Origin of the sequence: Streptomyces sp. NPDC017993 (assembly GCF_044328065.1) — a bacterium.
Lineage (GTDB): Bacteria > Actinomycetota > Actinomycetes > Streptomycetales > Streptomycetaceae > Streptomyces.
Genome location: NZ_JBIRGO010000011.1, coordinates 191,337 through 217,147, shown reverse-complemented (window position 1 = coordinate 217,147; position 25,811 = coordinate 191,337). Strand labels below are relative to the sequence as shown.

The 25,811-nt window shown below is 70.7% G+C and carries 21 protein-coding genes, 1 tRNA gene and 1 pseudogene; 12 read left to right on the top strand and 11 right to left on the bottom strand.

The annotated features are described in order from the left end of the window. Positions 1-191: 191 nt before the first annotated feature. The 4 genes from ACH4FH_RS21970 to ACH4FH_RS21955 form a co-directional block, all read right to left on the bottom strand. Positions 192-479 (bottom strand): hypothetical protein, encoded by a 288-nt coding sequence (locus ACH4FH_RS21970; RefSeq protein ID WP_398557555.1) that lies wholly within the window; start codon positions 477-479, stop codon positions 192-194. 12 nt (positions 480-491) lie between these two features. Then, the gene (locus ACH4FH_RS21965; RefSeq protein WP_398557554.1) at positions 492-7,253 is read right to left on the bottom strand and encodes a toxin glutamine deamidase domain-containing protein; all 6,762 of its coding nucleotides are present in this window, start codon (positions 7,251-7,253) and stop codon (positions 492-494) included. Positions 7,254-7,528: 275 nt separating this feature from the next. Next, positions 7,529-7,840 carry a hypothetical protein gene (locus ACH4FH_RS21960; RefSeq protein ID WP_398557553.1) on the bottom strand — a complete coding sequence of 104 codons (312 nt, stop codon included), beginning with the start codon at positions 7,838-7,840 and terminating at the stop codon, positions 7,529-7,531. A 227-nt stretch (positions 7,841-8,067) separates the two neighbouring features. After that, the gene (locus ACH4FH_RS21955; RefSeq protein ID WP_398557552.1) at positions 8,068-8,538 is read right to left on the bottom strand and encodes a hypothetical protein; all 471 of its coding nucleotides are present in this window, start codon (positions 8,536-8,538) and stop codon (positions 8,068-8,070) included. Positions 8,539-8,935: 397 nt separating this feature from the next. Here ACH4FH_RS21955 and ACH4FH_RS21950 point away from each other — a divergent pair. Continuing rightward, positions 8,936-9,629 (top strand): annotated as a pseudogene (locus tag ACH4FH_RS21950) (hypothetical protein); the annotation flags it as partial. Positions 9,630-10,136: 507 nt separating this feature from the next. Here ACH4FH_RS21950 and ACH4FH_RS21945 read toward each other — a convergent pair. Continuing rightward, positions 10,137-10,994, bottom strand: a complete 858-nt coding sequence (locus tag ACH4FH_RS21945; protein ID WP_398557551.1) for a 3-hydroxybutyryl-CoA dehydrogenase — start codon at positions 10,992-10,994, stop codon at positions 10,137-10,139. 159 nt (positions 10,995-11,153) lie between these two features. On the opposite strand from ACH4FH_RS21945, the gene ACH4FH_RS21940 reads away from it, so the two are divergent. After that, positions 11,154-12,428, top strand: a complete 1,275-nt coding sequence (locus ACH4FH_RS21940; RefSeq protein ID WP_398557550.1) for a glycoside hydrolase family 10 protein — start codon at positions 11,154-11,156, stop codon at positions 12,426-12,428. Between the two features lie 39 nt (positions 12,429-12,467). Here ACH4FH_RS21940 and ACH4FH_RS21935 read toward each other — a convergent pair whose 3' ends face one another. Further along, positions 12,468-12,677, bottom strand: a complete 210-nt coding sequence (locus tag ACH4FH_RS21935) for a DUF1918 domain-containing protein (RefSeq protein ID WP_393894295.1) — start codon at positions 12,675-12,677, stop codon at positions 12,468-12,470. 208 nt (positions 12,678-12,885) lie between these two features. Next, complete coding sequence (locus ACH4FH_RS21930) at positions 12,886-13,860, bottom strand: DMT family transporter (RefSeq protein ID WP_398557549.1); 975 nt, start codon at positions 13,858-13,860, stop codon at positions 12,886-12,888. Here ACH4FH_RS21930 and ACH4FH_RS21925 point away from each other — a divergent pair. The 4 genes from ACH4FH_RS21925 to ACH4FH_RS21910 all read left to right on the top strand — a co-directional run bounded on the left by ACH4FH_RS21925 (position 13,859) and on the right by ACH4FH_RS21910 (position 17,633). Beyond that, positions 13,859-15,358, top strand: coding sequence for a PLP-dependent aminotransferase family protein (locus ACH4FH_RS21925; RefSeq protein WP_398557548.1), 1,500 nt, complete (start codon positions 13,859-13,861; stop codon positions 15,356-15,358). The genes ACH4FH_RS21930 and ACH4FH_RS21925 overlap by 2 nt on opposite strands. Before the next feature lie 90 nt (positions 15,359-15,448). Then, a complete protein-coding gene (locus tag ACH4FH_RS21920; protein WP_398557547.1) occupies positions 15,449-15,901 on the top strand; it encodes a GNAT family N-acetyltransferase in 453 nt (150 codons plus the stop codon). 43 nt (positions 15,902-15,944) lie between these two features. Continuing rightward, a complete protein-coding gene (locus tag ACH4FH_RS21915) occupies positions 15,945-16,514 on the top strand; it encodes a histidine phosphatase family protein (RefSeq protein WP_398557546.1) in 570 nt (189 codons plus the stop codon). A 270-nt stretch (positions 16,515-16,784) separates the two neighbouring features. Then, on the top strand, positions 16,785-17,633 hold the full coding sequence (locus ACH4FH_RS21910) for a hypothetical protein (protein WP_398557545.1): 849 nt from the start codon (positions 16,785-16,787) through the stop codon (positions 17,631-17,633). Between the two features lie 25 nt (positions 17,634-17,658). On the opposite strand, the gene ACH4FH_RS21905 is transcribed toward ACH4FH_RS21910, so the two are convergent. The 3 genes from ACH4FH_RS21905 to ACH4FH_RS21895 all read right to left on the bottom strand — a co-directional run bounded on the left by ACH4FH_RS21905 (position 17,659) and on the right by ACH4FH_RS21895 (position 19,922). Continuing rightward, positions 17,659-18,429 (bottom strand): hypothetical protein, encoded by a 771-nt coding sequence (locus tag ACH4FH_RS21905; RefSeq protein WP_398557544.1) that lies wholly within the window; start codon positions 18,427-18,429, stop codon positions 17,659-17,661. A gap of 121 nt (positions 18,430-18,550) precedes the next feature. Further along, positions 18,551-19,021 carry a YybH family protein gene (locus tag ACH4FH_RS21900; RefSeq protein ID WP_398557543.1) on the bottom strand — a complete coding sequence of 157 codons (471 nt, stop codon included), beginning with the start codon at positions 19,019-19,021 and terminating at the stop codon, positions 18,551-18,553. Positions 19,022-19,175: 154 nt separating this feature from the next. Continuing rightward, positions 19,176-19,922 (bottom strand): LuxR C-terminal-related transcriptional regulator, encoded by a 747-nt coding sequence (locus ACH4FH_RS21895; protein ID WP_398557542.1) that lies wholly within the window; start codon positions 19,920-19,922, stop codon positions 19,176-19,178. Between the two features lie 411 nt (positions 19,923-20,333). Between ACH4FH_RS21895 and ACH4FH_RS21890 the strand changes: the two genes are divergently transcribed. The 6 genes from ACH4FH_RS21890 (at position 20,334) to ACH4FH_RS21865 (ending at position 25,606) form a co-directional block, all read left to right on the top strand. Continuing rightward, a complete protein-coding gene (locus ACH4FH_RS21890; protein ID WP_398557541.1) occupies positions 20,334-20,525 on the top strand; it encodes a DUF1059 domain-containing protein in 192 nt (63 codons plus the stop codon). A gap of 109 nt (positions 20,526-20,634) precedes the next feature. Beyond that, positions 20,635-21,663, top strand: coding sequence for an N-acetyl-gamma-glutamyl-phosphate reductase (gene argC, locus ACH4FH_RS21885; protein WP_398557540.1), 1,029 nt, complete (start codon positions 20,635-20,637; stop codon positions 21,661-21,663). A gap of 85 nt (positions 21,664-21,748) precedes the next feature. Next, on the top strand, positions 21,749-22,927 hold the full coding sequence (argJ, locus tag ACH4FH_RS21880; RefSeq protein WP_398557539.1) for a bifunctional glutamate N-acetyltransferase/amino-acid acetyltransferase ArgJ: 1,179 nt from the start codon (positions 21,749-21,751) through the stop codon (positions 22,925-22,927). Then, positions 22,924-23,841: an acetylglutamate kinase gene (argB, locus tag ACH4FH_RS21875; RefSeq protein WP_398557538.1), complete on the top strand. Its 918-nt coding sequence runs from the start codon at positions 22,924-22,926 to the stop codon at positions 23,839-23,841. The genes argJ and argB overlap by 4 nt, the downstream gene beginning before the upstream one ends. Further along, positions 23,838-25,055 carry an acetylornithine transaminase gene (locus tag ACH4FH_RS21870; RefSeq protein ID WP_398557537.1) on the top strand — a complete coding sequence of 406 codons (1,218 nt, stop codon included), beginning with the start codon at positions 23,838-23,840 and terminating at the stop codon, positions 25,053-25,055. The genes argB and ACH4FH_RS21870 overlap by 4 nt, the downstream gene beginning before the upstream one ends. Positions 25,056-25,063: 8 nt before the next feature. Continuing rightward, the gene (locus ACH4FH_RS21865) at positions 25,064-25,606 is read left to right on the top strand and encodes an arginine repressor (protein ID WP_398557536.1); all 543 of its coding nucleotides are present in this window, start codon (positions 25,064-25,066) and stop codon (positions 25,604-25,606) included. A 127-nt stretch (positions 25,607-25,733) separates the two neighbouring features. Here ACH4FH_RS21865 and ACH4FH_RS21860 read toward each other — a convergent pair. Beyond that, a tRNA-Pro gene (locus ACH4FH_RS21860) sits at positions 25,734-25,807 on the bottom strand. Positions 25,808-25,811 lie beyond the last annotated feature (4 nt).

Here is a 25,811-nt window from a genome sequence, read left to right as displayed (position 1 = left end):
TGACCCCAACTACCCGCCGATGCGCGGGATCCACGTGCGGACGTGTTCAGCGGTATCAAATAAACGCCAGGCGCTCTCGGCATTGGCAATGCTAGGCCCACTGAGCAGACTTGCGCAGATAATCGCGCATCAGGAGGGCGCGCGATCGTGAGTGATCGAGTCCTCTGTCCAGTCGTTATTTGGCATTCAGGCTACTCGGGGGGCATGGGCTGCTCTATGCCGCCCTCGAACAGGTAGCGAAACATTTCCTGCAGATAGGAATACAGTGCTTCCTCGCCGTCGAACTCGATGTCCGTGAGCATTTCGTACTCGGACGTCGAGATTTGGCGGTCTCTGAGTACGGTTTCCAGTCCCTCCCGTACACGCTCAACGTATTCCGGCTTGAATGCGTGCAGCGTTGGACGCAGGGTTCCGCTGGTGTCGTAGGCCTGGTCGTAGTCGAGGTAGACCTTGATGAATTTTTCGAGTTCCCTGTTCACGAACGGTCCTTACTACGGGTGGCGGCCGGGGGCTGGGTTTGCGTACATGGTAACCAACTTCCAATCGCCATCGACGAGTCGATACACGGGCTTGATGGTCCCACCTTCGAAATCGACAGGAAGGAACTCGTTGAGGTCGGATGGGTCTCGATAGAAACCAGTGAACCGCTCGTGGCCCTCGGCGTCGAAGATGTCCGCGATAGGTACCTCGGCGTCCGGGGGTTCGCCGTCGTTGATGACTCGAGCACGTAGGTATTGGTCTGCTCTTACCATGTCCTCGGGAGCGTCGAAGCGTGTTGCGTAGGGACCGACCCTGTGTGCATTCCCGGACACGTAATCCGTGGTGGTTCCGGTCATGGGGTCGATGTTGTTCTCCGACTTTACTAGACCGCTGTTCACGGAGTTCGCGCCGTACACGACAGGGTTTCCCTGTGCGTCGAGTTTCGGGGTGCCAAGCCGGTCTTGCAGTGCCTGGTTGTTGGGATACAGGTGGCGCCCCGGAGCGTGTCCCTCGCCTCCCTGTACTTCATCGAGCCCCTTGATGTGGGCGTCGACGAATTCTGGGTCCAAGGGAGCAGCGATTGGCTGATCGGAGGTTACATCTCCGGAACCTTCCCCTTCCTCTGACTCCAAGGGGTCCGAGCCTTCGGCCGTGGAAGCCTCGTTGTCCTGGTCCGAGGCGCTTCCGGTCTCCGGGCCCTCAGGGGAGTGGGCGGCATCGCCGGGCAAGGTATTCGTACCCGGCGGTGGGCCCGCTGCCGACGGTGTCGTACTCGTGCCTGCCGGGTCCGCCGGGGGCCTGCGGTCTGCGCCTGCCGGGTCGGCCGGTGGGGTGCGGTTGGGGTCCGTGGTGGTGGGGGGAGCCTGGCCCTGGTCGTTCATCGTCGAAAGGAGGTCGTCGACGAAGTCCAGGTGCTGGTGGATTTCCCGGTCCATGAGTTGGCGGTTGGGCGTCTTGAAGCCCTCCGTCGCCTTCTTGGCCTCGGCATCGGACAACCCCTGGTCCCGCAGGGCGGCGCGCTCCTGCTCCAGCAACTCCTTGCGCTGAGGGTCGACCCGGTACGTCGTGCTGTAGTACACGGGCACCCCGTCCATCGCGTCGGAGTCGCGAATGGTCTTGGAGCAGTCCGCATGCCCGGACATGTCCTTGCGCAGGCCGCAAGGCTCCCGCTCGGTGTACAAGCCGGCGACCTTGTACGGGGGGCGCCCCTCGGCTTCCCTGCTGTTGTTGAGCTGGTCGACCCACTCCAGGATGTGACCTTCGGAGTGCCGTGGTCGCACGGCATCCGAGGCGGCCGGGACCGAGGAGTCGATGATGTAGTGGCTCTCGCCGCGCTCGTCGACGACCTCCACCACCGCGTAGTTCTTGTCGGAGAAGTCCGGGGAGTTGCGCTCCGTCTCGTCCAACAGATCCCTGAGGTCCTGCGGGGCGTCGTCCTTGGGGCGAGACGAGGCTTCCCGTCGGGTGGATGCCACGGACTCGTGATGGTCGTGCGCCGGGTCGATCTTCTGACGCTTCTTGGGCGGGGCGTCGGCGTAGGGGTCGTTGTTGGGCGCGGGTTCCGGGCTCGCGCCTACCGCGTTGTTCGCGTGGAAGGAGTGGCTCATCCGGCCCAAGGTCGCGAGCGCGGCGTACCGGTCACCGTCGTTCATCTGCGACCACGCCGGGTCGAGATGACGGCGCAGATCGCTGTCCGTGAAGTTGGTCGCCGGCATCGAGACGTTGTCCCGGTGCGCCCGCAGCGTCTCCTTGTGCTCCTGCTTAGCTTGCGCCAAGGCGTTCTTGGCGTCGTTCAGTCTCTGCTCGGCAGCCGCCCGCTCCGTCGGATCGGCCTTCTTCAGCGCCCTCTTGGCGCTGTCGGTCTCCTTCTTGGCGTCGTCAAGAGCCTGCTTGGCGTCGCGGACGTGCTGTGCGGACTCCGCATGATGCTGCCGTCGGTCCAGGGACTCCTGCAGCAGATTGCGCAAGGGGGAGGTGGGCGGGCTGCCCTGAGGCTCGGCCCAGGCCCGCATCTGCTGCTGGACCGGCGTCAGATCAATCCGTCGTACCTCGTGCTCCCGCCGGAGATCCTGCTGTGATTGATCCGGAGGGAGGTTCGCGTGCTGCTGGTCCGGGGCTTCCGGGTCGGGGAGGCTCTGGTTTCGCTGCTCGCGAGTTGCTTCGGCGCCGCGTTGGCTCTCGGACGGATCAGTGGTGCCGGCCGGGCCCTGCGGCGACGGGCGGTCGGTCGCGGCCGGGGCGGTCGGGCTCTGGGTGTGGGCGGCGGGCTGGTTGGTGGTGTCGATGGGTCGACGGTTGGCGTCCAGCGGGATCGCGAAGACGCCGTTGTTGCCGCTGTGGAGCGGGGTGGTGCTGCTCTGGCCCGTCTGCGGGTCGGCGTAGACGATCTGGCCGTTGTGGTTGACCACGTTCCAGGCGTGGGCACGGCCGTCGGCGTTCTGGGTGATGATCACGGCCTGTGAGCCGTGGCCCTCGTTGAGGAGGGTGGTCTCCAGGTTGTTGTACGCGTCGCGGCCGTCGCCGAAATCGTCGAACTCGGCGCCCAGGGTGTTCTCGATACGGTCGCGGCCACCCGGCTCGGGAGTGTCGGCGGGGGTGCCGTCCTCGCTCGGGCTGCGGCGGGCGGCGACCGTGGGACTGCCCGCGTACGAATCGGCGAACGCCAGTGCCCCGTCGGGGCAGTTGATGTCGCGACCGGAGTCGTCCGGGTTCTGGCCGCGGATGTCGTCGACCCAGGTGCCCTCGCGCGGGTCAGGGGCCTGCTGGAACGAGCCGTCCTCGTTGCGCGGGAATCGTTCCTGCTGTGCGCGGTTGTCGGCGTCGGTGGGGTCGTCGTAGCCATCCGGCGGGCCGGAGGGACGCGTGGCGGTGGACGGGAAGACCGGTTCCCTCGACTCCGCTTGTTGGTCGGTGTCTTGAGGGGTCTGGGTTTCCTGGGTGTCGTGGGTGTCCGGAGAATCCTGAGGGGCTTGGGATTCCTGGCTGTCCTGCGTGTCCTGCGTGTCCCGCGCGTTGTCGGGCTGGGGGCTGTCCTGGTCCGTCGCGTCCGAGTTCTGGGGCGTTTCCGAGTCCCGGTCCGTGGTGGAGTCCGTGTCCGGGGTGGTTTCGGATACCTGGTTCGGGTTGGACTCCTGGGTGGTGTTCGTGTCCGGAGAGATGTCCTCGTTCTGCGGTGCTGTCGTCTCCGGGGTCGGCGTCATGTCGGGGGCCGGCGTCGTCTCCGGCGTTGTGGAGGATTCCGGGGTCGTCGACGGCGGTGCTGTGTTGGTGCCGCCCTCGTTCGCGTTCTGTTCGGCGGGCGAATCGTCGTTGGTGGAGGGTGTCTCGTCCGTGGACGGTTCAGTGGACGGCGAGGTGTTGGAAGAACCGTCCGACTGAGCGTCGGGAGTTGACTGATCCGTCGACGAGTCGGGGTCCGAGCTGTTGTTGGTGTCCGGGGTGTTCTCCGTGGACGGTTGCGGCGTCGACGGGGTCAGGAAGTACGGAGTGATCGGATTCCGGTTGGCGTCCAGCGGGGTGTAGAAGACCTCTTGGGCGCCCAGGTGGATCGGATTCTCGCTGACGACGCCTGTTTGCGCGTCGACGAACAGGACCTGGCCGTTGTGGTTGACCGCGGCGAAGGCATGGCCGCCACCGCCGGGCCAGTTGACGCCGATCACGGCTGCCGAGCCATGCCCGGCCTGCGACAGCTCGTGGGCTATTCGTGCGTACGGGTTGGGATGGTCGTTGCCCGCGTACGCGCTGGGTGCGCCGGCCCAACGTGCCTGGTTGTCGACCGAATCGCGCTCCGCGGAGAAGGTGTTCAGGCTGCCGTCCGCATTTTGGTCCAACGTGCGCGGGGCGGACACCGTCGGGCGACCGAACCATGTCTCGAGGAACGAGCGGGTGCAGTCGGCGCAGTTATTGGACCGGCCGGGCACCCCCGGGCCGCCGTCGTTCTGCAGACCGGCCCAGTTTCCTTGCCGCGGGTCCGCGTACACCTGCGGGGTGCCGTCGGGGTTCCTCGGGTGGGCGTTCTCGAGGTCCTGCTGATGGGCGGGCTCGGGTGTGGTCAGGCCTTCGAACGGGAGGTTCAGGTCGTTACGGATGTCCGAAAGGTTGTCTGCCTGGGGCGGAGGCGGAGGCGGAGGCGCCGTGGGTTGCTCGGGCGCGCTGTCGTCAGCGGGGGGCTGCTGCTGGTTCTGATCGGGCGTCTGATTGGTGGCGTCCGGCTGCTGATGGTCCGGCTGTTGGTTGTCCGGTGCCGGCATCCCCTGGTCGTTCGGCGTGGGAGTGGGGGACTCGGCTGGTGCCTGCTGGTTCGTGGGACGGTTGTCCGTCGGACGGTTCGTCGGCTGCTCACCGCGGGGCGGCGTGGTCGGGCGCCCAGGCGTCTCGGTGCGCGGAGTCTCGGCACGCGGCGGGTCAGTGCGTGGTGTGTCAGTGCGTGGTGGTGTGGTGGGGCGGCTGGGCGTTTCGGTACGCGGTGTGTCAGTGCGCGGCTGTGTGGTCGAGCGGCTCGGTGTCTCGCTGCGCGGCGTCCCAGCGCGCGGCGGCGATGCGGGACGGTTCTGCTGGGTGTCCCGTGACGGCGTCGTGGGCCTGGTGCTCGGCTGTGCCGTACGCGGCGTCGTGGCGCTGGGAGTGGTGGCCCGCGGTGTCGTCGTGGGATTGCCTGCCGCCGGCGCCTGCGTCGGGATGGGGCCGACCGCCGGTGGTGGCATGGCACCCGGGGTCGACGTTGAGGGCGTCGCGGACGACGGGGCCGCCTGCTGCGGGCTGCCCGCCTCACCGGGCTGTGTACCGGACGCCGGGGGTGCCGCCGTGGCGACGTTGCCCATGAGGCCCATGTTGTCGTCGTCCGGGTCTTGCGGGGTAGGTGTTGACGGTGTCGGCGCGTGGCCCTGACCAGGGCTGGCGTGTGCGGTGGGCGTGTTGCCGGGCATGGCGCCGCTCGGTATGGAGCCGCGGCCGCTGCCCTGGTTCTGGTCGTTGTTGTTGCCGTCGTTGGAGTCGCCGGGCATGGGGCCCTGGGCCGGTGCGGGCATGGTGGTGACCGAGTCGCTGTCGGCCTGGTGCACGCCCGGTTCGGGGCGGGAGTTGTCGGGAGCCGGGGCCGGTGCGGCCTCGGGGCGGTCCGTCTCCGGCGGCGTGGACGGCATGGGCGCGGGCTCGGTGTTGCGCGGGTCAGGGATCGACGCGCCCTGCTCCGGGGTGTGGAGGTCGACGCCGTCCGGGCGGCTCGGGCGAGCGCTGTCCGGAGTGGTGTCCTGCGCCGGGGAGCCATCGGCATCCGGCGTGGTGCCCGGGCCCTCGACGGGCGAGGAGTTGGAGGGCATGGACGGTTCGTTGCCCGGTGCCGTGCTCGGTGGGGCGTCCGGTGTGCTGTCCGGACGGGCGGAGTCAGGGGTGGTGTCCGGGGCCGGTCCGCCCTCGACGTCCGGCCTCGTCGTGGTGGACGGCGTGGACGAGTCCGGAGACGAGTCGGGGGTGGACGAATCGTCGCCCGGAGGACGACCGATGCTCTCGTTGTAGGCCTGAGTGCCCACGTCGAAGGGGCTGGGCGAGTCGGAGCCACGGCTTGGTGAGGACGAGGACGACGAGGGGTTCGACGAGTCCGGGCTGCCGGTGCTGTCCGTGCTGCCGTTGGACGGCGTACTCGTGGGAGAGGAGGGCGAACTCGAAGCCGACGGGCCATCGGACGACGAGGACGGGCTCGACGACGAGGACGGGCTCGGCGAAGAGCTGTCCGAACCGCTCGACGGAGACGAGGACGACGGACCGCCGATGTCCGGTGCCCTGCGTCCGGAGTCGCCGCTGCTCGAACTCGGCGAACCACTGGAACTCGGGGAGTTGCTCGACGAACTGCCGTCGCTCGATGACGAGTTGGATGAGCTCGGTGGGTTCGACGAATTGGAGGAGCTGGGGGAGTTGTTGGACGAACTGCTGTCGTTGGACGGAGAGTCGTTGGAACTGCTGTCGTTCGACGACGAATCGTTGGAGTTCGACGAGCTGTCGTTGCCGGAGTCCGACGAGCCGTCGCCGCCGTCGCTTCCGCTGTTGGTCAGTCCGTCGCGGGCGCCACGCCCCGCGCGGGAGCCGGCGCCGTCGCGCAGGGACTCGCCGAAGGTGGAACCGGAGTTCTTCAGGGCATCCTTGCCCTCTTCGTAACCCTTCTTGGCGGTGCGGCCCAGGTCGTAGCCCGACTGCTTGCCGAAGTTCTGCTCGACAGTCTGGGCGACCAGGTCGGAGACCATGGCTTCCAGAGCGGAGACAAAGGGTTCCTTGGCGGTCTCCAACACCGCCTGCAAGATCTGTTGGGCTATCTCCTTGAGAAGTTTTCTCAGGATCAGCCGCGTGGCGGCGGCCGCGCCCACCGCGCCGAGTTCGGACAGACCCAGGGTGAATGGAGCGGCGGCCTGGGCCGCGGCTATCTCGATCGCCAGGATGATCAACTGGGCGATCACCGCCACTTTTAGCCCGATGATGAGCATCGCCGCGGCGTCCATGCATATGGCGATCAGCTCGGCGCCCTGGCGGGCGTCGTCGAAGTAGCCCGAGCCGCCGGAGAACTTCTCCCAGGTCTTGTTGAAGCCCTCGATGGAGTCGCCGGCGCTCTCGGCGAGGACGTTGCCGGCGGCGCTCGTGCCACGGGCCTGGAGGCTCTCCACATCAGCGGCGAACTGGCGCCAGGTGTTGGCGCACTCCATCATCTTGTCTTCGTCGCCTGTGGGCCATTCGAAGCCACACATCTCGAGAACCCACTCAAGTGCGTTCGGCAGCATCAAAGCCATGACGAAGACCCCCGTTGTCGCCCATGCAATTCGTGTTGTCCCGGCCCCGTGGCCGACTGCCCCCATCCACCTCACCGACGGCGGAAGGGCCCCTGCTTCTCTGCTGCTGCCGGAGGCGCCATTCGGAGCCTCGTGAGTGCTCAACCGGCTTGCGTCGGCGAAGCCATGCCCATGCCAGAGCCTACTCAACGGCCCTTCTGATCCCTCAACTCTCTTGTGTCACAGTGCTGTAGTAGACATCCGGTCCAAGGCCGTCCAGCCCTCAGACGGCAGCCCTAGCCGTTGGGCCGGCGCAGGCTGCGGTACAGCTCGATCGCGGAGTCCGGCGGAAAGTTGGGGACATAGGTGACGGCTCCGTCGCTTTTGGAGATCACCATGTGACTGCCACCCAACGGCGCCTGAGTGCCGGGCGGCGGTGGGGGCATGACGGCGTGGACGAGGAAGCCGATGTCGAACTCCGCCACGTACAACGGCGCCGGGTTTCCTTCCGGATCCAGTACTTCGAATCGGGCGCGAGCGGCAGCCAATGCCTCTTCGGCGGTGGTGGGGATGGGCTGTACCGGTTCCGGCGCGTCGGGATGCGACACGGACTCTCTCCTATCAGTGAAGGGCAGGCTGTGGGTCAGGCGCGGTCATGCGATTGAACTCGGGCTTGGCGCGGGGCAGTTGGCCGTCAACGCGTCGAGCCTGAGTCGAGCCGATGCCGAAGACGATACGGCGCAACCACTCGACCCTGGATGCCGCAACCGTGCTGCTGCGGCGGCACTGCAACCCCGCTGTACGGTCGTCACACGCCTCCGTGGTGCGGGCCGTGTCACGTGCTTGTGGACTTCAGAATCCGTACATCGCCGCCGAACTGGTTCTCCGGCTTCTGCTCCTTGATCAGAGCGTTGGTGAAGTCCTCGTTCTCCTCGTGGTTCTTCGCCATCCGCTCCAACGCCTTGCCGATTTCGTTGAGCTTGGTGGCGAGGTGATCCATCGAGTCCGTCATGCCGTCGCGCAGGCCTTCGTAGACCACGCCGAACTTCTCGCCGAGCTCGTCGTCACCCCACGGTGGGGTGCCTGCCTTGTCGCTGAAGGTGGTCAGGCCCTTCCAGGCGTCCTGGGCGACACTCGAGAACGTCGTCTCCTTCGGCGCTTCGCCTCCGCCGCCTCCACCGTCACCCTGCGCGGCCAGGCCGTTCTTCAGCTTGGCGGTCGCCTGGTAGAAATCCCTGCCGATCTCGGAGAAGCTCTTCCCCTCGGCCTTCAGCATCTCCGGATTGCTCTGGAACCCGTCGCCCATGACTGCGCCCCCGTTCACCAACCGGCGTCACCGAGCTGCCGGTTCACGTCCGTTTCATGTCGGTGCCAGCGTACCCAGAGGTACTGACAAGCCCTCAACCCCTGGGTGTCACAGTGCTGTCCCCGGGAGCGTCCGGCCGATACGCCTTCCGAGACAGAGCGATCGCAAGTGTTCGGGGTAGTCGGCCGATGTCGAATTCGCGCAGCCGCAACGGCGTCCGGGCGTGCGTCAGGCCCGGTGGGACCGAAGAGAGGGCGGGCCATTTCGAGGGCCTCCCCATCGTTCGCCGGTAGGCGGTGCGCCGGCGAGACGGCCCTAGCCTCCCGTGGGCACGGGCCCTTGGTCCGTATCCGGCCCTGGGCTCAACCCCGGTGTCCACCCATACAGGAGGAGAACGGAGTGGGATACCAGGCCGGGGCGGTGCGCCGTACCGCTGGTGCGCGATTGGATTTCCCACCTCCTCGCTGCGCGTGGACCTGGTCGTCTGCGGCACAGACGAGGACAAGTACCTGGTGGGCAAGGCGGTCTGCGCGAACCACGGGGCTCATCGCCCCCTGGGCCACGGTCCTGCTGCTGCGCCTGGGTACGGACGTCGCAACGGGGTGGTGGGTGCCGCCGGCCGGCTTGCCGGCCCTGGCGGTGGTGCTGTTCTTGGTCCCCGACATGAGCGTCCGCAAGCAGGCGGAGCGGCGGCGTCGCGAGATGCGGCACACCCTCAGCCTCGTCCTGGACCTGACGGTCATCGCTCGCGGTCGCGCCGGAGTCCAACAGGCCCTCACACAGGCCATCGCGACAGCGCAGGGCTGGGCGGCCGGCAAGCCGCGCCACGCCCTGCACGTCGCACAACTCACCCGCACCAGCCCCTGGCACCACGTGGGAAGGCGCGGGCCATACGGCGGCGCAGGATCTCGCAGGCAGACGGGGCCGCGCGGGCGGCTACCGAGCGGATGTCGCTTCCCGTGGTGGGGCTGTTCGCCGCATTTCTGCTGCCAGTGCGGGATCAAACCCTGCCTGCGGCGAGTGAGCCGGCGGTTCGGTGGCCGTCTCCGGAGCTCCCGGCCAGACGCGCCGCATGCGTGAGCGATGCGTGAGCGGCCGGGACGGCACTCGATGGATCGGGCATCACGCCGGTGCGTCCGACAAGTCTTTGACCAGGCGAGACCGGGCCGAGTCTGATCACGGATCATCACCCGTCACGACCTTGCATCACCTCGTGATGCGTAGGTCGTGGGTCTCAGGTTCGGAGCCTGTCACCGGTGATGCCGTTGCCCAGTTCTAAGGCGCTGGTAGGGCGCCCGAACCAGGGAGTTTCCAGGGACTTTCAGCTCCGTCCCAGGGACTTTCCCGGGCCTTTCCGCTGCGTGAGCGGGGAAGGCCCTGACAGATTCGAAAGACACAAATCCCCAGGTCAGGGTCAATTGCCTGTCGGTCGATGGCGCTCACCAGGCCGGGCCCCGCGCATTCCCCGTTGGCTGGGCGAGATTGCGGATGAGGGCCTGGTGGGCACCGCGAGAGCCACCCAACCGCAGCGCCGCCGTCGGCGCTGCTCCAGGTGAACTCGCCTTGGACAGCGCCCCTTGACGGCGCCACCGCACTCGCTAGTACGAGTAGAAACCGGAACCGGCCTTGCGGCCCAGCCGGCCCGCGTCGACCATGCGCGCGAGCAGCGGGGGAGAGGCGTACAGGGGCTCCTTGTACTCCTCGTACATCGAAGCGGCGACCGAGGCCACGGTGTCCAGGCCGATCAGGTCGGACAGCTTCAGCGGGCCCATCGGGTGGGCGCAGCCCAGCTCCATGCCGTTGTCGATGTCCTCGCGGCTGGCCATGCCCGACTCGAACATCCGGATCGCGGAGAGCAGGTAGGGGATGAGCAGCGCGTTGACGACGAAGCCCGAGCGGTCCTGGGCGCGGATCGCGTGCTTGCCCAGGACGTCCTGCACCAGCGCCTCGGAGCGCTTGATGGTGTCCTCGCCGGTGGTCAGGGCGGGGATCAGCTCGACGAGATTCTGCACCGGTGCCGGGTTGAAGAAGTGGATGCCGATGACCTGGTCGGGGCGGGAGGTCGCCACCGCCAGCTTCACCAGGGGGATCGACGAGGTGTTGGACGCCAGGATCGCGTCGGGGCGCGTGATGACCTGGTCGAGGACCTGAAAGATCTCGGTCTTCACCTGCTCGTTCTCCACGACCGCCTCTATGACGAGGTCGCGGTCGGCGAACTCCCCGAGGTCGGTGGTGAAGCTGAGCCGGCCGAGCGTCGCGTCGCGTTCAGCGGCAGTGATCTTGCCGCGTTCCGCGGCCTTGCCGAGCGAGTTGGTCAAGCGGGTACGACCCAGCTCCAGGGCTTCGCCGGTGGTCTCGGCGACCATGACGTCCAGCCCGGCGCGGGCGCACACCTCGGCGATGCCTGCGCCCATCTGGCCGCAGCCGACCACTCCGACGCGTTCGATGTCGGTCACATCGTGCCTTTCGCTGATCTTCAGGACTGGCGGTGTGCCGTAAGGGTCCGGCCACCGCCTCGACCCCGACGTTACTCCGGACGGTGCTGTGCTAAAGGTGCCGGGGCGGGCATTCTGAGCCCTCAGAACGGGACGAAACAGACAATCTGAGGGTTATTCATGAGACGGATCACACGAAGAGGGTTCGCCGTGACCGTGCTGGGCGCGGCTTCGTCCGTGCTCGCCGCTGGAGCGGCGGCGACCGCGGACGGCCCGGCGGGCGCCCCGGCCGGAGACCGGACGGTCGATTCCGGCCGCTCCCGGCACGAGATGCGCGGCATGTGGCTGGCGACGATCGGCAACCGGGACTGGCCCTCCACCCCCGGGCGGACCGCCGCACACCAACAGCAGGAACTTCTCGCCCACTTCGATGAGGCCGTCAAGAGCCGGCTGAATACGGTGATCTTCCAGGTCCGGCCGACCGCCGACGCCCTGTGGCCGTCCCCGCACGAGCCGTGGGCGGAGTGCCTGACCGGTGTGCAGGGCCGCGACCCGGGGTGGGACCCGCTGGGCTTCGCCGTCCGCGAGGCGCACCGGCGCGGTCTGGAGCTGCACGCCTGGTTCAACCCGTACCGGGTGGCCAACCACGTCGACCCCCGTCGGCTGGCCGCCACCCACCCCGCACGTGTGCATCCCGACTGGGCGGTTCCGTACGGCGGAAAGCTCTACTACAACCCGGGGCTGCCGGAAGTCCGCCGCTTCGTCCAGGAAGCCATGCTCGACGCGGTGCGGCGCTACCCCGTCGACGGGGTGCACTTCGACGACTACTTCTACCCGTATCCGGTCGCGGGCGAGACCTTCCCCGACGACGCGGCCTACGCCGCACACGGCAAGGGCTTCGCGAACCGAGCGGAGTGGCGGCGGGACAACATCGACCGGCTGGTGCGGGAGACCGCCCAGCAGGTCGAAGGAGCCGGGCGGCGGGCGGGACGACGGGTGCGGTTCGGCATCAGCCCGTTCGCGGTCTGGCGCAATCACGCGACCGACCCGGAGGGCTCCGCCACCCGGGCCGGGGTGGAGACCTACGACGATCTGTACGCCGACACCCGGCGCTGGGTGCGGGAGGGCTGGATCGACCACATCGTTCCGCAGGTCTACTGGAACATCGGAGCGGCGGGCGCCGACTACGCGGAACTGGTGTCCTGGTGGTCACGGACCGTCTCGGGCACCGACGTGGACCTCTATATCGGCGAAGCGCTCTACAAGGCGGGCGACCCGGCGCAGCCGGCCGCTTGGCGGGACCCGGCGGAACTCTCCCGCCACCTCACCCTGGCACGGAAGCACCCGCAGGTCGGCGGCCATGTGTTCTTCTCGGCGAAGGAGGTGTCCGCGGACCGGATCGGTGCCCTGGCGCGAGTCGTCCGCGACCACTACGGCAGCGCCGCGCGGCCGTAGTGGCGGCCCGTCGGCCCGGTCGGCCGGTTGTCGGTTCCGCTAGCGGGCGGGGCCGACGTCGACGGACTTTCCGTGCTGGACGACGCAGTCCGGACCGGGCGACATGATGGCCTCGTGCCCGTCCTCGGCGCGGACGCGGTAGGGCGGATCGCCGTTCGTGCCCAGTACCTCGATGATCTCTACGACTCGATCGTGATGCCCGACGGTTCTGCCGTGCACCAGCAGCCGGTCGCCCGTGTTCGCGTGCATCAGAGTTCCTCCCGCTTCGGGCGGCCGCTACCGGTGCGGCCGTACAGCAGCGGCCGAGCGGTGGAACGGCCAACGGATACGGGCCCGAGCGGCCCGGACGGCGTCATCTGCCGTCGCGGCAAGTTTACGTCCGGGGGCGGCTGTCGCACCCGGTGCGCAGCGGCCGGCCGGTGTCCGCGGAGCGGCGGCCGGCCGGCGTCCGGTGAGGTCAGCCGCGCGTGCGCTGGGTGACCGCGATACACACCAGTACCGCCAGGGCCGCCGCGGGTGCCGCGGGCGGCAGCTGCTCTCCCAGCAGCAGCACGGACCACACCAGGGTCAGCAGGGGCTGGGCGAGTTGCAGCTGGCTCGCCTTGGACACGCCGATGGCGGCCATTCCGCGGTACCAGACGACCAGGCCGAGGAACTGCGAGCCGATCGCGAGCCACAGCAGGCCCCCGACGGCGTGTGCCGTCAGGTGCAGCGGCTCGGTGGACAGCGCCACCGCCGCACCGGCCACCGTCACCGGCAGGGCCGCCACCAGCGCCCAGCCGATCACCTGCCAGCCCGGCAGATGGCGGGCCAGGCGGCCGCCCTCGGTGTAACCGGCCGCGCACACCAGCAGCGCGGCGAACAGGAAGAGGTCGCCGGAGCTCGGCGCCCCGCCGCTCTGCTGCACCGCGAAGCCGATGACGACGGCGGCGCCGATCAACGAGGCGACCCAGAAGGTGCGGGAGGGGCGCGCGCCGGTCCGCAGTGCCGAGCAGGCGGCGGTGGTCAGCGGCAGCAGTCCGACGACGACTGCCGCGTGGGAGGTGGTGGAGGTCTGCAGGGCGAGGGTGGTGAGCAGGGGGAAGCCCAGCACGACGCCCCCCGCCACGACCGCGATGCCCGCCCAGTGGCGCCGCTCGGGGACCCGGACGCGGAAGGCGGCGAGGCAGCTGATGGCGATCGCCGCGGCCAGCACGCTGCGCAGCATCACCACGGTCCACGGGCCCATGCCTTCCAGGGCCCAGGCTGTCGCGGGAAAGGTGAGGGAGAACGCGGCGACGCCGAGCGCGGCGAGGAGCGCGCCACGGCCGACGGGAACGCCGCTGGGGGCCGGCGGAGTGGTGGCGTCGCCGGTGAGGTCACGGGTGCCGGACTCTTCCGGGGCGGTGACCGCTATCGCGGCCGAGGCGATAGCGGTATCGTTGTCTCTCATGCATGAGCGTAGCAGTGTCGGTGAGCTGGCCGCGATCCTCCGTGGCGGGCTGAACCGCTACTCTCCGGGTGAGAAGCTGCCGTCGAGTCGCGCGCTGGTAGAGCGGCACCGCGTCAGCCCGGTGACCGTCTCCAGGGCGCTGGCCCAGCTGGTCGCGGAGGGGCTGGTGGTGACCCGGCCCGGCGCCGGCGCGTTCCGGGCGGAGCCACGCGCCGAGGCGCCCCGGCCGGCCGACACCTCCTGGCAGGAGATCGCGCTGAGCGCGGAACCGGCCGGCGACCAGGTGCCGCGCAGCGTCGACGCCTCGGGCGTGCTGGCCACCCTCGCCGTACCGGCGCCCGGCGTCATCGAACTCAACGGCGGCTATCTGCACCCGGACCTGCAACCGGAACGCGCACTGGCCGCGGCCCTCGCGCGCGCCGGGCGGCGGCCCGGCGCCTGGGGGCGGCCCCCGGTCGAAGGCGTCCCGGAACTGCGTGCCTGGTTCGCCAGGGAGATCGGCGGTCCCGGCGGGGTGCTGGCCGCCAGCGACGTCCTGGTCACCGCGGGCGGCCAGAGTGCGCTGACCGCCGCCCTGCGCGCGCTGGCACCCCCCGGTGCGCCGGTGCTCGTCGAGTCCCCCACCTACCCCGGCATGCTGGCCGTCGCGCGCGCCTCGGGGCTGCGGCCGGTCCCGGTGCCGATGGACGCGGACGGCGTGCGCACCGATCTGCTCGCCGACGCCTTTCGGGCAAGCGGCTCCCGCCTCTTCGTCAGCCAGCCGCTGTTCCAGAACCCGACGGGCGCGGTGCTCGCGGGGGAGCGGCGGCGTGAGGTGCTGCGGGTCGCCCGCGCGGCGGGCGCGTTCGTGGTCGAGGACGACTTCGCCCGACGGCTGGTGCACGACGACGCCCCCGCGCTCCCGCCGACCCTCATGGCGGACGACCCGGACGGCACGGTCGTGCACGTCTGCTCCTTGACCAAGGCCACTTCGCCCAGCCTGCGGGTGGGTGCGCTGGCCGCACGGGGCCCGGTCCTCGACCGGCTGCGCGCCATCCAGGTCGTCGACAGTTTCTTCGTGCCGGGGCCGCTCCAGGAGACCGCCCTGGAACTCGTCGGCTCGCCCGCCTGGACCCGGCATCTGCGGCTGATCGCCGGCGAGCTGACCGTCCGCAGGGACGCGCTGGTCACCGCCCTGCACCAGCAGCTGCCCGCACTCGTCGACCGACCGGGCCGGGCGGAGGGCCTCGGCCGCTCGCGGGACGGCGGGCTGCACGTCCCGCCCGGCGGCTACCACCTGTGGCTGCGCCTGCCGGACGGTACCGACGAAGCGGCCCTGATCTCCGCCGCGTCGCGGGCGGGCGTCGCCGTCGCGGCCGGCCGGCCCTACTTCGCCGCCGAGCCGCCGGCCCCGCATCTGCGCCTGAGCTTCGCGTCCGCGGCCGGTACCGGCGAACTCGTCGAGGGCGTTCGCCGGCTGCGCGCCGCCTGCACGGAGCTGGGCCTGGAGACCGGATGACCCGGCCGTGCGGCGCGCTCCGCACGGCCGGATCCCGCGGCCGTCCGTAACCGGCTCGACGCCGCCCCGCGGTTCTGCCAACCTCCCGGCATGAACGATCACGCCCTCGACGGGTACCACCTCTCCACCGACCCGGCCCGCCTGGACGCGGGCCTCGTCCACCGGTGGCTGTCCACCGACGCCTACTGGGCCTTGGACCGCCCCCGTGACCTGCACGACCGCGCCGTCGCGGGCTCGCTCAACTTCGGCCTGTACGACTCCGTCTCGGGCGAGCAGGTCGCGTACGCCCGAGTGGTCACCGACCACGCCACCTTCGCCTGGCTCTGCGACGTCTACGTCCGCCGCGACGACCGGGGCAAGGGGCTGGGCACCGCCCTCGTCGAGGCTGTCGCCGACCACCTGACGCCCTGCGGGCTGACCCGGATCACGCTCGCCACCAAGGACGCCCACGGGGTCTACGAGAAGATCGGCTTCCGGAGACTGGTGGCGCCGGAACAGTGGATGACGCTCGGGCTGGTCGATCCCGGACCCATCAACCTCTGATCAAAGGGGTTGATCCGGGCGGCGCTGCTCTTACCATCAGCGAATGCATGTTCGCCTCACGTTGCTCGCCGCGGCCCGCAGTTCCTCGCTGCTGGAGACCCGGTTCGACGACGACCGCCCCCTCGGTGCCGCCGGATGGCACGAGGCCGAGCGTGCCGCCCCCGTGCTGTGCCGGCTCGCCGCCGCCGAGCTGCGCTACCGCTCGCCGTCGGAGCGCTGCCGGGAGACCGGAGACGCCCTCGGCCTCAGCCCGCTCGCCCAGCCGGCGTTGCGCGACTGCGACATGGGGCGCTGGCGGGGCCGGACGCTGGGGGAGGTGACCGTCGCCGAGCCGCGCGCGGTGGACGCCTGGCTCGCCGATCCGCGCTCCGCGCCGCACGGCGGGGAGTCGTTGCTGGCCTTCATCACCCGGGTCGGCGAGTGGCTCGACACGCGTCCCGTCGAGGAGGGCTCCGGGCTGCTGGCGGTCGCCGATCCCGGCGTGGTGCGCGCCGCCCTGGTCTACGCGCTCCAGGCGCCGCCGCACTCGTACTGGCACATCGACGTCCAGCCGCTGTCGGTGACCACGCTCACCGGGCGGGCCGGCATGTGGAGCCTCCGCCTGGGAGGGTGAGCCGCGCGCCGGTAGGGCGAATCGAACGCCGTGAACGCCGTGAACCCCGTGAAGGCTGCCTCCACGCGAGGGACGCCGGGTCGGTGGGCGGTGACGGAGAGTGATCCGTGCCACCCGGAAGGCCCATTCGGCCCGTTCCGCCGTACGGGGCGCGGCGCAACCGTGTGACCTGCGGAAAAGGCAGCGTCGGGGCGGGCGCGCCCAGGAGGCGGCCCGTCCGGCGCCGGTCATCGAGGTGCGTTCCGACCGGCCGGGCGTTTCGCTCTGGATATGCACATACGCCACATCCTTCGCCATGCCGCCGCGGCCGGTGCCCTCCTGACGTCCGCCGCGTCGGTCGGTTCCGGCGCCGCCGCCGCGACCGCCCCGGTGGACAGCAAAAAGGTGATCATCGAGCCCGATCCGGTGGCTCCGGGCGGTGAGTTCTCCGTCTTCGACGGCGGCAACTGCCCCGGCGAGACCGGCGTCGCGACGTTCGACGGTGCGGGCATCCCGGAGATGAAGCTGTCCATGCTGCGCAACCAGGTCGGCGGCACCGGCAGGGTGCCGGAGACGACCCGGCCCGGTACCTACACCGTGACGCTGGTCTGCGGGAAGGACGGCGCCCAGGGGCATGGCAACGAGCACGGCAACGAGCACGGCAACGAGCACGGCAACGGGCACGACAAGGAGCGCGGCGAAGAGGGCGGCGAAGAGGGCGGTGAGGAGCACGGCGAGGGCCATGCCGAGGCCGATGTCGAGCAACCCGCCCAGGCGGGCAGCGACGACGGCCCCGCCGAAGAGCAGGAGCTCGGCGACGAGCCCGGAATGGATGCAGGGAACGAGCCCGGAACGGAGCCCGGGAACGAGCCCGGACCGGACTCCGGGAGCGAGCCCGGCACGGATCCTGGGGGCGAGCCCGGCAAGGGGCACGGTGACGGGCGGCTGACGCTCACCGGGACCATGACGGTCGCCGCCAAGGCCGGCGGCCACGTCCCCAGCGGCGGTTCACACACCGGCATGGGCGGCGGTTCCGGTGTGAGCACGGGCACCACGGTGCTCGGCGGCGCACTGCTGGCCGGTGCGGTCACCTGGGGAGTCGTCCTCCACCGGCGGCGCGGCCGGGCCGGCGCGCGCTGACGGCGCTGACCCGCCGGCGGCCGAATCAGCCGGCCCGCCACCACACCCGCAACGGGCCGATGGGCAGGCAGCCGTGGCTGACCGCGGCCTCCAGGTCGGCGCCCGACTCGTATCCGACGACGGCCGGCCCGGCCCACCGTGAGGCGACGGTGGCGAGGGCGCCCGCCCACGCGCCGCGCGGATCGCCGTCGGCCGCGAACACATTGGACAGGCCCACCACCGACCCTTCCCGGCTCGCGACCGCGCCGGCGACCACCGCGTCACCGCGCCGCCCCCACAGGAAGGACGTCCCCGCGTCGGCGAGCAGTCCGCTCCGAAAGGGCCCGTCGTCCGCCCCCCGCTCCCCGTTCCCGTCCTGCCCGTCCGCTGCCGGCTCTCCGCGCCAGGCGGCCGTCCAGGCCGCCAGCTCATCGCCGTCGTGGACCACGTCCCAGTGGACGTCCGCCACCGGCGCCGGGGTGCCCGCCGGCCGGTGGATCCACTGTGCCTCGAAGAGCACCTCGAATCCGGCGGAGGCCAGATCCAGGCACGCGAAGCTGTCCTTGACCGAGCAGCCGGGGGAGCGAGTGTCGACGCGGGGCAGGACGTCCGCGGCCGAAGCCTCGGGCGTCAGCGTGACGGCGTCCGGGTAGAGCGGCGGTGTCCGGCGTGCGCCGGCCCAGGCGCGGTCATCGAAGGATCCCGGGACGCCGTGCGCCCGGCAAACGGCGTCGCACCAGGCGGCGTTGTTCCGGGCGGCGATCCGCACCCATCGGTCACGGTCGGCGGACTTCGGCGGTGCACACGGCTCGATCATGGGCCGATAGTGTCAGGGCGCACCGGACGCCACCAGCGGTTTCAGGTCCTGGCCCCGGCCGTCCGCCATGTTCCGGCCCGCCCGCGCCCCGCGCCCCGCGCGGCTCGACCGCCCGCTACCGCTACGGCGTGAGATCCAGGGCGGCCAACCCCGACCCGTCCATCAGGAAGGGCACCGAGTCATGGGTGTGGGTGATGCGCCAACTGCCGCCGGTTTTGCGGAAGCCGACGGTCGCCCGGCTCCACAGCTCCACCTGAGAGCCGTCGGACTTCGTTCCGTGCATCCGGTTGAGGCTGTGGCTGAAGGCGACGTCGTCGCCGACCGTGATCCCGACCTCGGTGAGCGTGATCTCGATGGTGCCGTCCCACGTCGCGTACCAGGTCTCGACGGCTTCGCGGTCCAGCGCCTCGGCGCCCTTGAGCTGCAGCGGAGGGGCCAGGTCGAACTGCACGACGTCCGGCGCGCAGGGTGCGAGAAACCGCCGCGCGTCGCGTGCCGCCGTCGCGGCCACCCGGTCCTCCAACAGCGCCCGTAGCGCGGCCTCGTCGGCCGTCCGCCCGGTGTCCTCGGTCGTCTCGGTGTCCGTGGTCATGGGTCTCTCCCGTCGTCCGGCGCCGGAGCGCTCCCCGTCGCTGTCAGACGGGTAGACGTCGGCGGGCGGCGCGACTCATCGGTGACCGCGGGCCCCGGCCGGGCTGAGGCCACAGCGGGCCGGGAGATCAGGAAGAGCACGCCCGCGGTGCCGGCTACGGCCCCATCCGCATCGGCGCCCCGCGGGTCAGCCACGCGTTCGCCGCCTCGACCCGGCCACCGACGTGCAGCTTGGCGTAGGCGTGTTCCAGGTGCTTGTCGACGGTGCGGGGGCTGATCGCCAGGCGGTGCGCGATCTGCTGGTTGGTCAAGCCGTGGGCCAACAGGCCGAGTACGGCGGACTCGCGGCCGGTGACGAGATCCGGACCGGGCATCGGCGGGGCGAGCCGGTTCAGGACGCGGCCGAGCCGGGGGCGCAGCAGGGCGGCCACCGCCACATCGTCGTCGGTGAAGTCGCTGCCGCTGCGGTTCACCGCCAGACACACGCTGCGCGGTGTGCCGTCCGCGTAGCCGCCGGGGAAGGCCATCGCCAGCTGATGCTCGGCCCCGATCGGACGGTAGACGTCGGCGTAGGTGGCCAGGGCGCGGTATTCGCCACCGGCCTGCAGGGTCGAGCGGCGCATCGGGGCGCCGGTGCCGGTGGTGGTGTGGGTGACCAGCGCGTCGGCCGCCGCGTGGCGCGCGAACGCCTCCAGGGCGGCGCGGTCCAGCAGGTCCTCCGGCAGGGTGAGCATCCGCTCGGCCGGGTCAGGGCGGGGCGTCCAGACGAGGCTGTCGCCCGGTACGGCGCGGAGCAGCAACGGAAGGAGCGCCGGGACCAGGCTGTCCTCGTCGACGGCGTCGATCAGGAGGTCCACGACGGCCAGTACGCGTCGCAGGCCGACCTCCCCGGCCGCGTTCATGTCCTCAGCGTGGCGAGCGCGGCGAGGGGAGTCAAGGGCCGCCCGGCCGGCCGGGGGAAGACCGGCCGGGGGCGTCGGCCGCAGTGAGCGGCCGACGGCATGGACGCGGTGGGCCGGGCTCTCGGCGGCGAGCCGCCGGGGGTGCGAGCCCGGCTGTGCGGGCGACGGTGCGCACCGCTTCCGCAACCGCGTGGTGTTCCCCTGCCCGGGGCCCGTGCGGCGCGAGGGCGGGCGGGCCCGGGCAGGCGACGAAAGTCGAAAGGGTGCCCCCTCGTGGTGCTCGTCGTGCGCAGAAGGAGGCCCCGTTCCTGCTGTCCACTCCAGCAGGGCGCGGCGCCGGGGCGCCATACGGAATTCGCCGTATGCGTCGGCCCGGGGGCGGGTCGACACTGGAAGGAGAGGAGGTGCGTCATGCGCAAGATGGTCGACTGCCGGGACTACCCGAGCGAGATGAACTGCACCCTGGTGATCGCGGGCGAGGAGGAGGAAGTGGTGCGCGCGGCAAGCGAGCACGCGGTCTCCGTCCACGGCCACGCGGACTCGCCGGAGCTGCGGGAGCAGATCCGGTCCACCCTCAAGGACGAGGTACCGCAGCACGCCTGAACGCGGCCCGCCGGGCGTCGCCCTCGATGCGGGGCGGCGTTCCGCTGCATGACAGCGTTGCATAAAACTGCCGCTATCCGTATAGTCATGCCATCGATGAGGAGGGTCCATGGCGGTACGTGCAGCAGTGGCCGGTGCGAGTGGGTACGCGGGAGGTGAGGTCCTGCGCCTGCTTCTGAGCCACCCCGAGGTGGAGATCGGCGCGGTGACCGGGCACTCCAACGCGGGGCAGCGCCTGGGCTCCCTGCAGCCCCACCTGCTCCCGCTCGCCGACCGCCTGGTGGAGCCGACCTCGACTGAGGTGCTCGCCGGGCACGACGTGGTCTTTCTCGCCCTGCCGCACGGCCAGTCCGCGGCGGTCGCCGAGGAACTCGGGCCCGATGTGCTCGTCGTCGACTGCGGGGCGGACTTCCGGCTGGCCGACGCCGCGGACTGGGACGCGTTCTACGGCTCGCCCCACGCCGGCACCTGGCCGTACGGCCTCCCGGAACTGCCCGGTGGCCGCACCGCCCTCCAGGGCACCCGGCGCATCGCCGTCCCCGGCTGCTACCCCACCGCCGTCTCCCTCGCGCTGTTCCCGGCGTACGGAGCCGGCCTCGCCGAGCCCGAGGCCGTGATCGTCGCGGCGTCCGGCACCTCCGGCGCGGGCAAGGCGGCCAAGCCGCACCTGCTGGGGTCCGAGGTCATGGGCTCCATGAGCCCGTACGGCGTCGGCGGCGGGCACCGGCACACCCCCGAGATGATCCAGAACCTGAGCGCGGTCGCCGGTGAGCGGGTCGGGGTCTCCTTCACGCCGACCCTCGCGCCCATGCCGCGCGGCATCCTCGCCACCTGCTCGGCGAAGGCGAAGCCCGGCGTGGACGCCGACGCGGTGCGCACCGCGTACGAGAAGGCGTTCGCCGACGAGCCGTTCGTCCGGCTGCTGCCCGAGGGACAGTGGCCCTCGACCGGCGCCGTGTACGGCTCCAACGCCGTGCACCTTCAAGTGACGCTCGACCCCGCGGCCGGCCGGATCATCGTGATCTGCGCCCTCGACAACCTCACCAAGGGCACCGCGGGCGGCGCGGTGCAGAGCATGAACATCGCCCTCGGGCTCCCCGAGGGGACGGGGCTGCCGACGGCCGGGGTCGCTCCGTGACCCGCACGGACACCGGACCCGGACAGCAAGGGGAGGCCGGCACGCCCACGAGGGGCGCGGCCGGGGTAGCGACGGAGGAGAAGCAGTGAGCGTCACGGCAGCACAAGGATTCACGGCGTCGGGCATCGCCGCCGGAATCAAGGAGAACGGCAACCCGGACCTCGCCGTCGTGGTGAACAACGGGCCGCGCCTGGCCGCCGCCGGCGTCTTCACCTCCAACCGGGTCAAGGCCGCGCCGGTGCTGTGGTCCGAGCAGGTCCTCAAGGGCGGCCAGGTCTCCGCCGTCGTCCTCAACTCCGGTGGCGCCAACGCCTGTACGGGCCCGCAGGGCTTCCAGGACACGCACGCCACCGCGGAGAAGGCCGCCGCCTCGCTGAACACCGCGGGGCTCGACGAGACCGGCGGGCACAGCGCCGGTGCGGTCGCCGTCTGCTCGACGGGCCTGATCGGCGAACTGCTGCCGATGGACAAGCTGCTGCCCGGCATCGACAAGGCCGTCGCCCAACTCGACGCGCACGGCGGCGAGAAGGCCGCCCTCGCCATCAAGACCACCGACAGCGTGCACAAGACGGCAGTCGCCGGCCAGGACGGCTGGACGGTCGGCGGGATGGCCAAGGGCGCGGGCATGCTCGCACCGGGCCTCGCCACCATGCTCGTGGTGCTGACGACCGACGCCGATGTGCCGGCCGCCGAGCTCGACGCGGCGCTGCGCGCGGCCACCCGGACCACCTTCGACCGGATCGACTCCGACGGCTGCATGTCGACGAACGACACGGTGCTGCTGCTCGCGTCGGGCGCCTCCGGCGTCGTGCCGGACGGCGCCGCGTTCGCCGCAGCGGTCCGCACGGTCTGCGACGACCTCGCCCGGCAGCTGATCGGCGACGCCGAGGGCGCAAGCAAGGACATCCGCATCGAGGTCGTGGGCGCCGCGAGCGAGGACGACGCCGTCGAGGTGGGCCGCTCCATCGCCCGTAACAACCTGCTCAAGTGCGCCATCCACGGTGAGGACCCCAACTGGGGCCGGGTGCTCTCCGCCATCGGCACCACCTCCGCCGTCTTCGAGCCCGACCAGCTGAACGTCGCCATCAACGACGTATGGGTCTGCAAGAACGGCTCCGTGGGCGAGGACCGCGACCTGGTCGACATGCGCTACCGGGAGGTGCGGATCACCGCCGACCTCTCCGTCGGCACCGAGTCCGCGGTCATCTGGGCCAACGACCTCACCGCCGACTACGTCCACGAGAACAGCGCGTACTCCTCATGAGTACCCGTAAGCACACGGCGCTCCCCAAGGCCCGCACCCTCATCGAGGCGCTGCCCTGGCTGACCCGCCATCACGGCAAGACCGTCGTCATCAAGTTCGGCGGCAACGCGATGGTCGACGAGGAGCTCAAGAGCGCCTTCGCACAGGACGTCGTCTTCCTGCGGCACGCCGGGCTGCGCCCGGTCGTCGTGCACGGCGGCGGCCCGCAGATCAACGCGCAGCTCGATCTGCTCGGCCTGGAATCGGAGTTCAAGGCCGGCCTGCGGGTCACCACGCCCGAGGCGATGAACGTCGTCCGGATGGTGCTCGCCGGCCAGGTGCAGCGCGAACTGGTCGGGCTGCTCAACGAGCACGGCCCGCTCGCCGTCGGGATGACCGGCGAGGACGCCCACCTGATGACGGCGACCAAGCACTACGCCGACATCGACGGCGAACGCGTGGACATCGGCCGGGTCGGTGAGATCACCTCGATCGACCCCGGCGCGGTGCACGCGCTCCTGGACGACGGCCGGATCCCGGTCATCTCCTCCATCGCCCGCAGCAGCGACGAGGGAGACGCCTCCGGCGTCTTCAACGTCAACGCCGACACCGCGGCGGCCGCGCTGGCCGCCGCGCTGGGCGCCGAGACGCTGATGGTCCTCACCGACGTCGAGGGGCTGTACGAGGACTGGCCGCACAGCGACGAAGTGATTTCCCGGCTGACGGCCACCGAACTGGAGAAGTTGCTGCCCGACCTGGCCAGCGGCATGGTGCCGAAGATGCGCGGCTGTCTGCACGCCGTCCGCAACGGCGTGCACACCGCGCGCGTGATCGACGGACGGGTCCAGCACTCCATCCTGCTGGAGATCTTCACCGACGAGGGAATCGGCACGATGGTCGTGCCGGACAGCAACACGATCGAGGGGGCGACATGAGCGAGCCGATGACCAACGCGGGCCTCAGCGGGCGCTGGCAGGGCACCATGATGGACAACTTCGGCACCCCGCGCGTCCCGCTGGTGCGCGGCGAGGGCACCAAGGTCTGGGACGCCGACGGCAACGAGTACCTCGACTTCCTCGGCGGCATCGCGGTCAATTCGCTCGGCCACGCCCACCCCGCGGTGGTACGTGCCGTCTCCGACCAGGTGGCCACCCTCGGCCATGTCTCCAACTTCTTCGTCGCCGAGCCCACCGTGGCGCTGGCGGAGCGGCTGATCGCGCTGGCCGGACGCCCCGGCCGGGTGTACTTCTCCAACTCCGGCGCCGAGGCCAACGAAGCCGTCTTCAAGATCGGCCGGCTGACCGGCCGGACGCACATGGTCTCCACGGCGGGCGGCTTCCACGGCCGCACCATGGGCGCCCTCGCCCTGACCGGGCAGCCCGCCAAGCAGGCACCGTTCAGCCCGCTGCCGGGCGACGTCAGCTATGTCCCGTACGGGGACACCGACGCCCTGCGCGCCGCCGTCACCACCGACACCGCGTTCGTCATCCTGGAGCCCGTGCAGGGCGAGAACGGCGTCGTCGTACCGCCGCCCGGCTACCTCCGGGCAGCTCGCGAGATCACCGCGGCCACCGGCACGCTGCTGGTCCTGGACGAGATCCAGACCGGCATCGGCAGGACCGGGCACTGGCTGGAGTCGCAGGCCCAGGGCGTCGAGGCCGACATCATCACCCTCGCCAAGGGCCTGGGCGGTGGCCTCCCGATCGGCGCGACGCTGGCCTTCGGCCCGGCCGCCGACCTGCTCACCCCCGGCTCGCACGGCTCGACGTTCAGCGGCAACCCGGTCGTCTGCGCCGGCGCCCTCGCCGTCCTCGACACCATCGAGGCCGACGGTCTCCTCGATCACGTCAAGCGCGTCGGTGAGCGGCTGCGGAGCGGAATCGAGGCTCTCGGGCACCCGTTGGTCGGCCATGTCCGCGGCGCGGGACTGCTCCTGGGTATCGTCTTGACCGAGCCGCTCGCGCCCCGGGCGCAGCAGGCGGCTCAGGACGCGGGTCTCCTGGTGAACGCGGTCGCGCCGGACGTCGTCCGGCTCGCGCCGCCGCTGATCGTCTCGGACGACGAGGCGGACACGTTCCTCCGGAAGCTCCCCGCCGTCCTCGACACGGCCCTCGAAGGGGCCCACGGGGAACAACAATCCGGAGACTGACGACAACGATGACCGAGCCGCAGGAGACCGAGTCGCTGAACGGCGGCCAGGCCGTACCGCAGACCCGCACCGCCCGCCACCGCCGGATCGTGGACATCCTCAACCGGCAGGCGGTCCGCTCCCAGAGCCAGCTCGCCAAGCTGCTCGCCGACGACGGGCTGTCCGTCACCCAGGCGACCCTCTCCCGGGACCTGGACGAACTCGGCGCGGTGAAGATCCGCAACACCGGCGGTGAGCTGATCTACGCGGTGCCCAGCGAGGGCGGCGACCGCAAGCCGCGGGCCCCGCTGGGGGAGTCGGCCAAGGAGGAGCGGATGCGCCGGCTCTCCGGCGAGCTGCTCATCTCGGCCGAGGCATCGGCCAACCTCGTCGTCCTGCGCACCCCGCCGGGGGCCGCCCAGTTCCTGGCCTCGGCCATCGACCAGGCCGAACTGCACGACATCCTCGGCACCATCGCGGGCGACGACACGCTGATGCTCATCAGCCGCGACCCCGCGGGCGGCCAGGCGCTCGCGGATCATCTGCTGCGACTGGCGCAGAAGGCGCACTGAGCGGGGCCGGGGGAGCGGCGTATACATCGTGCGCCGCCCGCCCGGTCGCTGCCGGACCGCCACGCACTCACAGAAAAAGCCCGCTGACCAGGAGAATCATCTCCCTGCCAGCGGGCTTTTCGCACCGTCGGGACGACAGGATTTGAACCTGCGACCCCTTGACCCCCAGTCAAGTGCGCTACCAAGCTGCGCCACGTCCCGGTGC

Bases quoted from the DNA above. Each gene is read 5' to 3' on its own strand.
- ACH4FH_RS21865 (WP_398557536.1), top strand. From the start codon at position 25,064: ATGACCGAGCCGCAGGAGACCGAGTCGCTGAACGGCGGCCAGGCCGTA.
- ACH4FH_RS21930 (WP_398557549.1), bottom strand. From the start codon at position 13,860: ATGAGAGACAACGATACCGCTATCGCCTCGGCCGCGATAGCGGTCACC.
- ACH4FH_RS21935 (WP_393894295.1), bottom strand. From the start codon at position 12,677: ATGCACGCGAACACGGGCGACCGGCTGCTGGTGCACGGCAGAACCGTC.
- ACH4FH_RS21955 (WP_398557552.1), bottom strand. From the start codon at position 8,538: ATGGGCGACGGGTTCCAGAGCAATCCGGAGATGCTGAAGGCCGAGGGG.
- ACH4FH_RS21940 (WP_398557550.1), top strand. From the start codon at position 11,154: ATGAGACGGATCACACGAAGAGGGTTCGCCGTGACCGTGCTGGGCGCG.
- ACH4FH_RS21920 (WP_398557547.1), top strand. From the start codon at position 15,449: ATGAACGATCACGCCCTCGACGGGTACCACCTCTCCACCGACCCGGCC.
- ACH4FH_RS21925 (WP_398557548.1), top strand. From the start codon at position 13,859: ATGCATGAGCGTAGCAGTGTCGGTGAGCTGGCCGCGATCCTCCGTGGC.
- ACH4FH_RS21905 (WP_398557544.1), bottom strand. From the start codon at position 18,429: ATGATCGAGCCGTGTGCACCGCCGAAGTCCGCCGACCGTGACCGATGG.
- ACH4FH_RS21890 (WP_398557541.1), top strand. From the start codon at position 20,334: ATGCGCAAGATGGTCGACTGCCGGGACTACCCGAGCGAGATGAACTGC.
- ACH4FH_RS21895 (WP_398557542.1), bottom strand. From the start codon at position 19,922: ATGAACGCGGCCGGGGAGGTCGGCCTGCGACGCGTACTGGCCGTCGTG.
- argC (WP_398557540.1), top strand. From the start codon at position 20,635: ATGGCGGTACGTGCAGCAGTGGCCGGTGCGAGTGGGTACGCGGGAGGT.
- ACH4FH_RS21900 (WP_398557543.1), bottom strand. From the start codon at position 19,021: ATGACCACGGACACCGAGACGACCGAGGACACCGGGCGGACGGCCGAC.
- ACH4FH_RS21915 (WP_398557546.1), top strand. From the start codon at position 15,945: ATGCATGTTCGCCTCACGTTGCTCGCCGCGGCCCGCAGTTCCTCGCTG.
- argB (WP_398557538.1), top strand. From the start codon at position 22,924: ATGAGTACCCGTAAGCACACGGCGCTCCCCAAGGCCCGCACCCTCATC.
- ACH4FH_RS21870 (WP_398557537.1), top strand. From the start codon at position 23,838: ATGAGCGAGCCGATGACCAACGCGGGCCTCAGCGGGCGCTGGCAGGGC.
- ACH4FH_RS21965 (WP_398557554.1), bottom strand. From the start codon at position 7,253: ATGGCTTTGATGCTGCCGAACGCACTTGAGTGGGTTCTCGAGATGTGT.
- ACH4FH_RS21910 (WP_398557545.1), top strand. From the start codon at position 16,785: ATGCACATACGCCACATCCTTCGCCATGCCGCCGCGGCCGGTGCCCTC.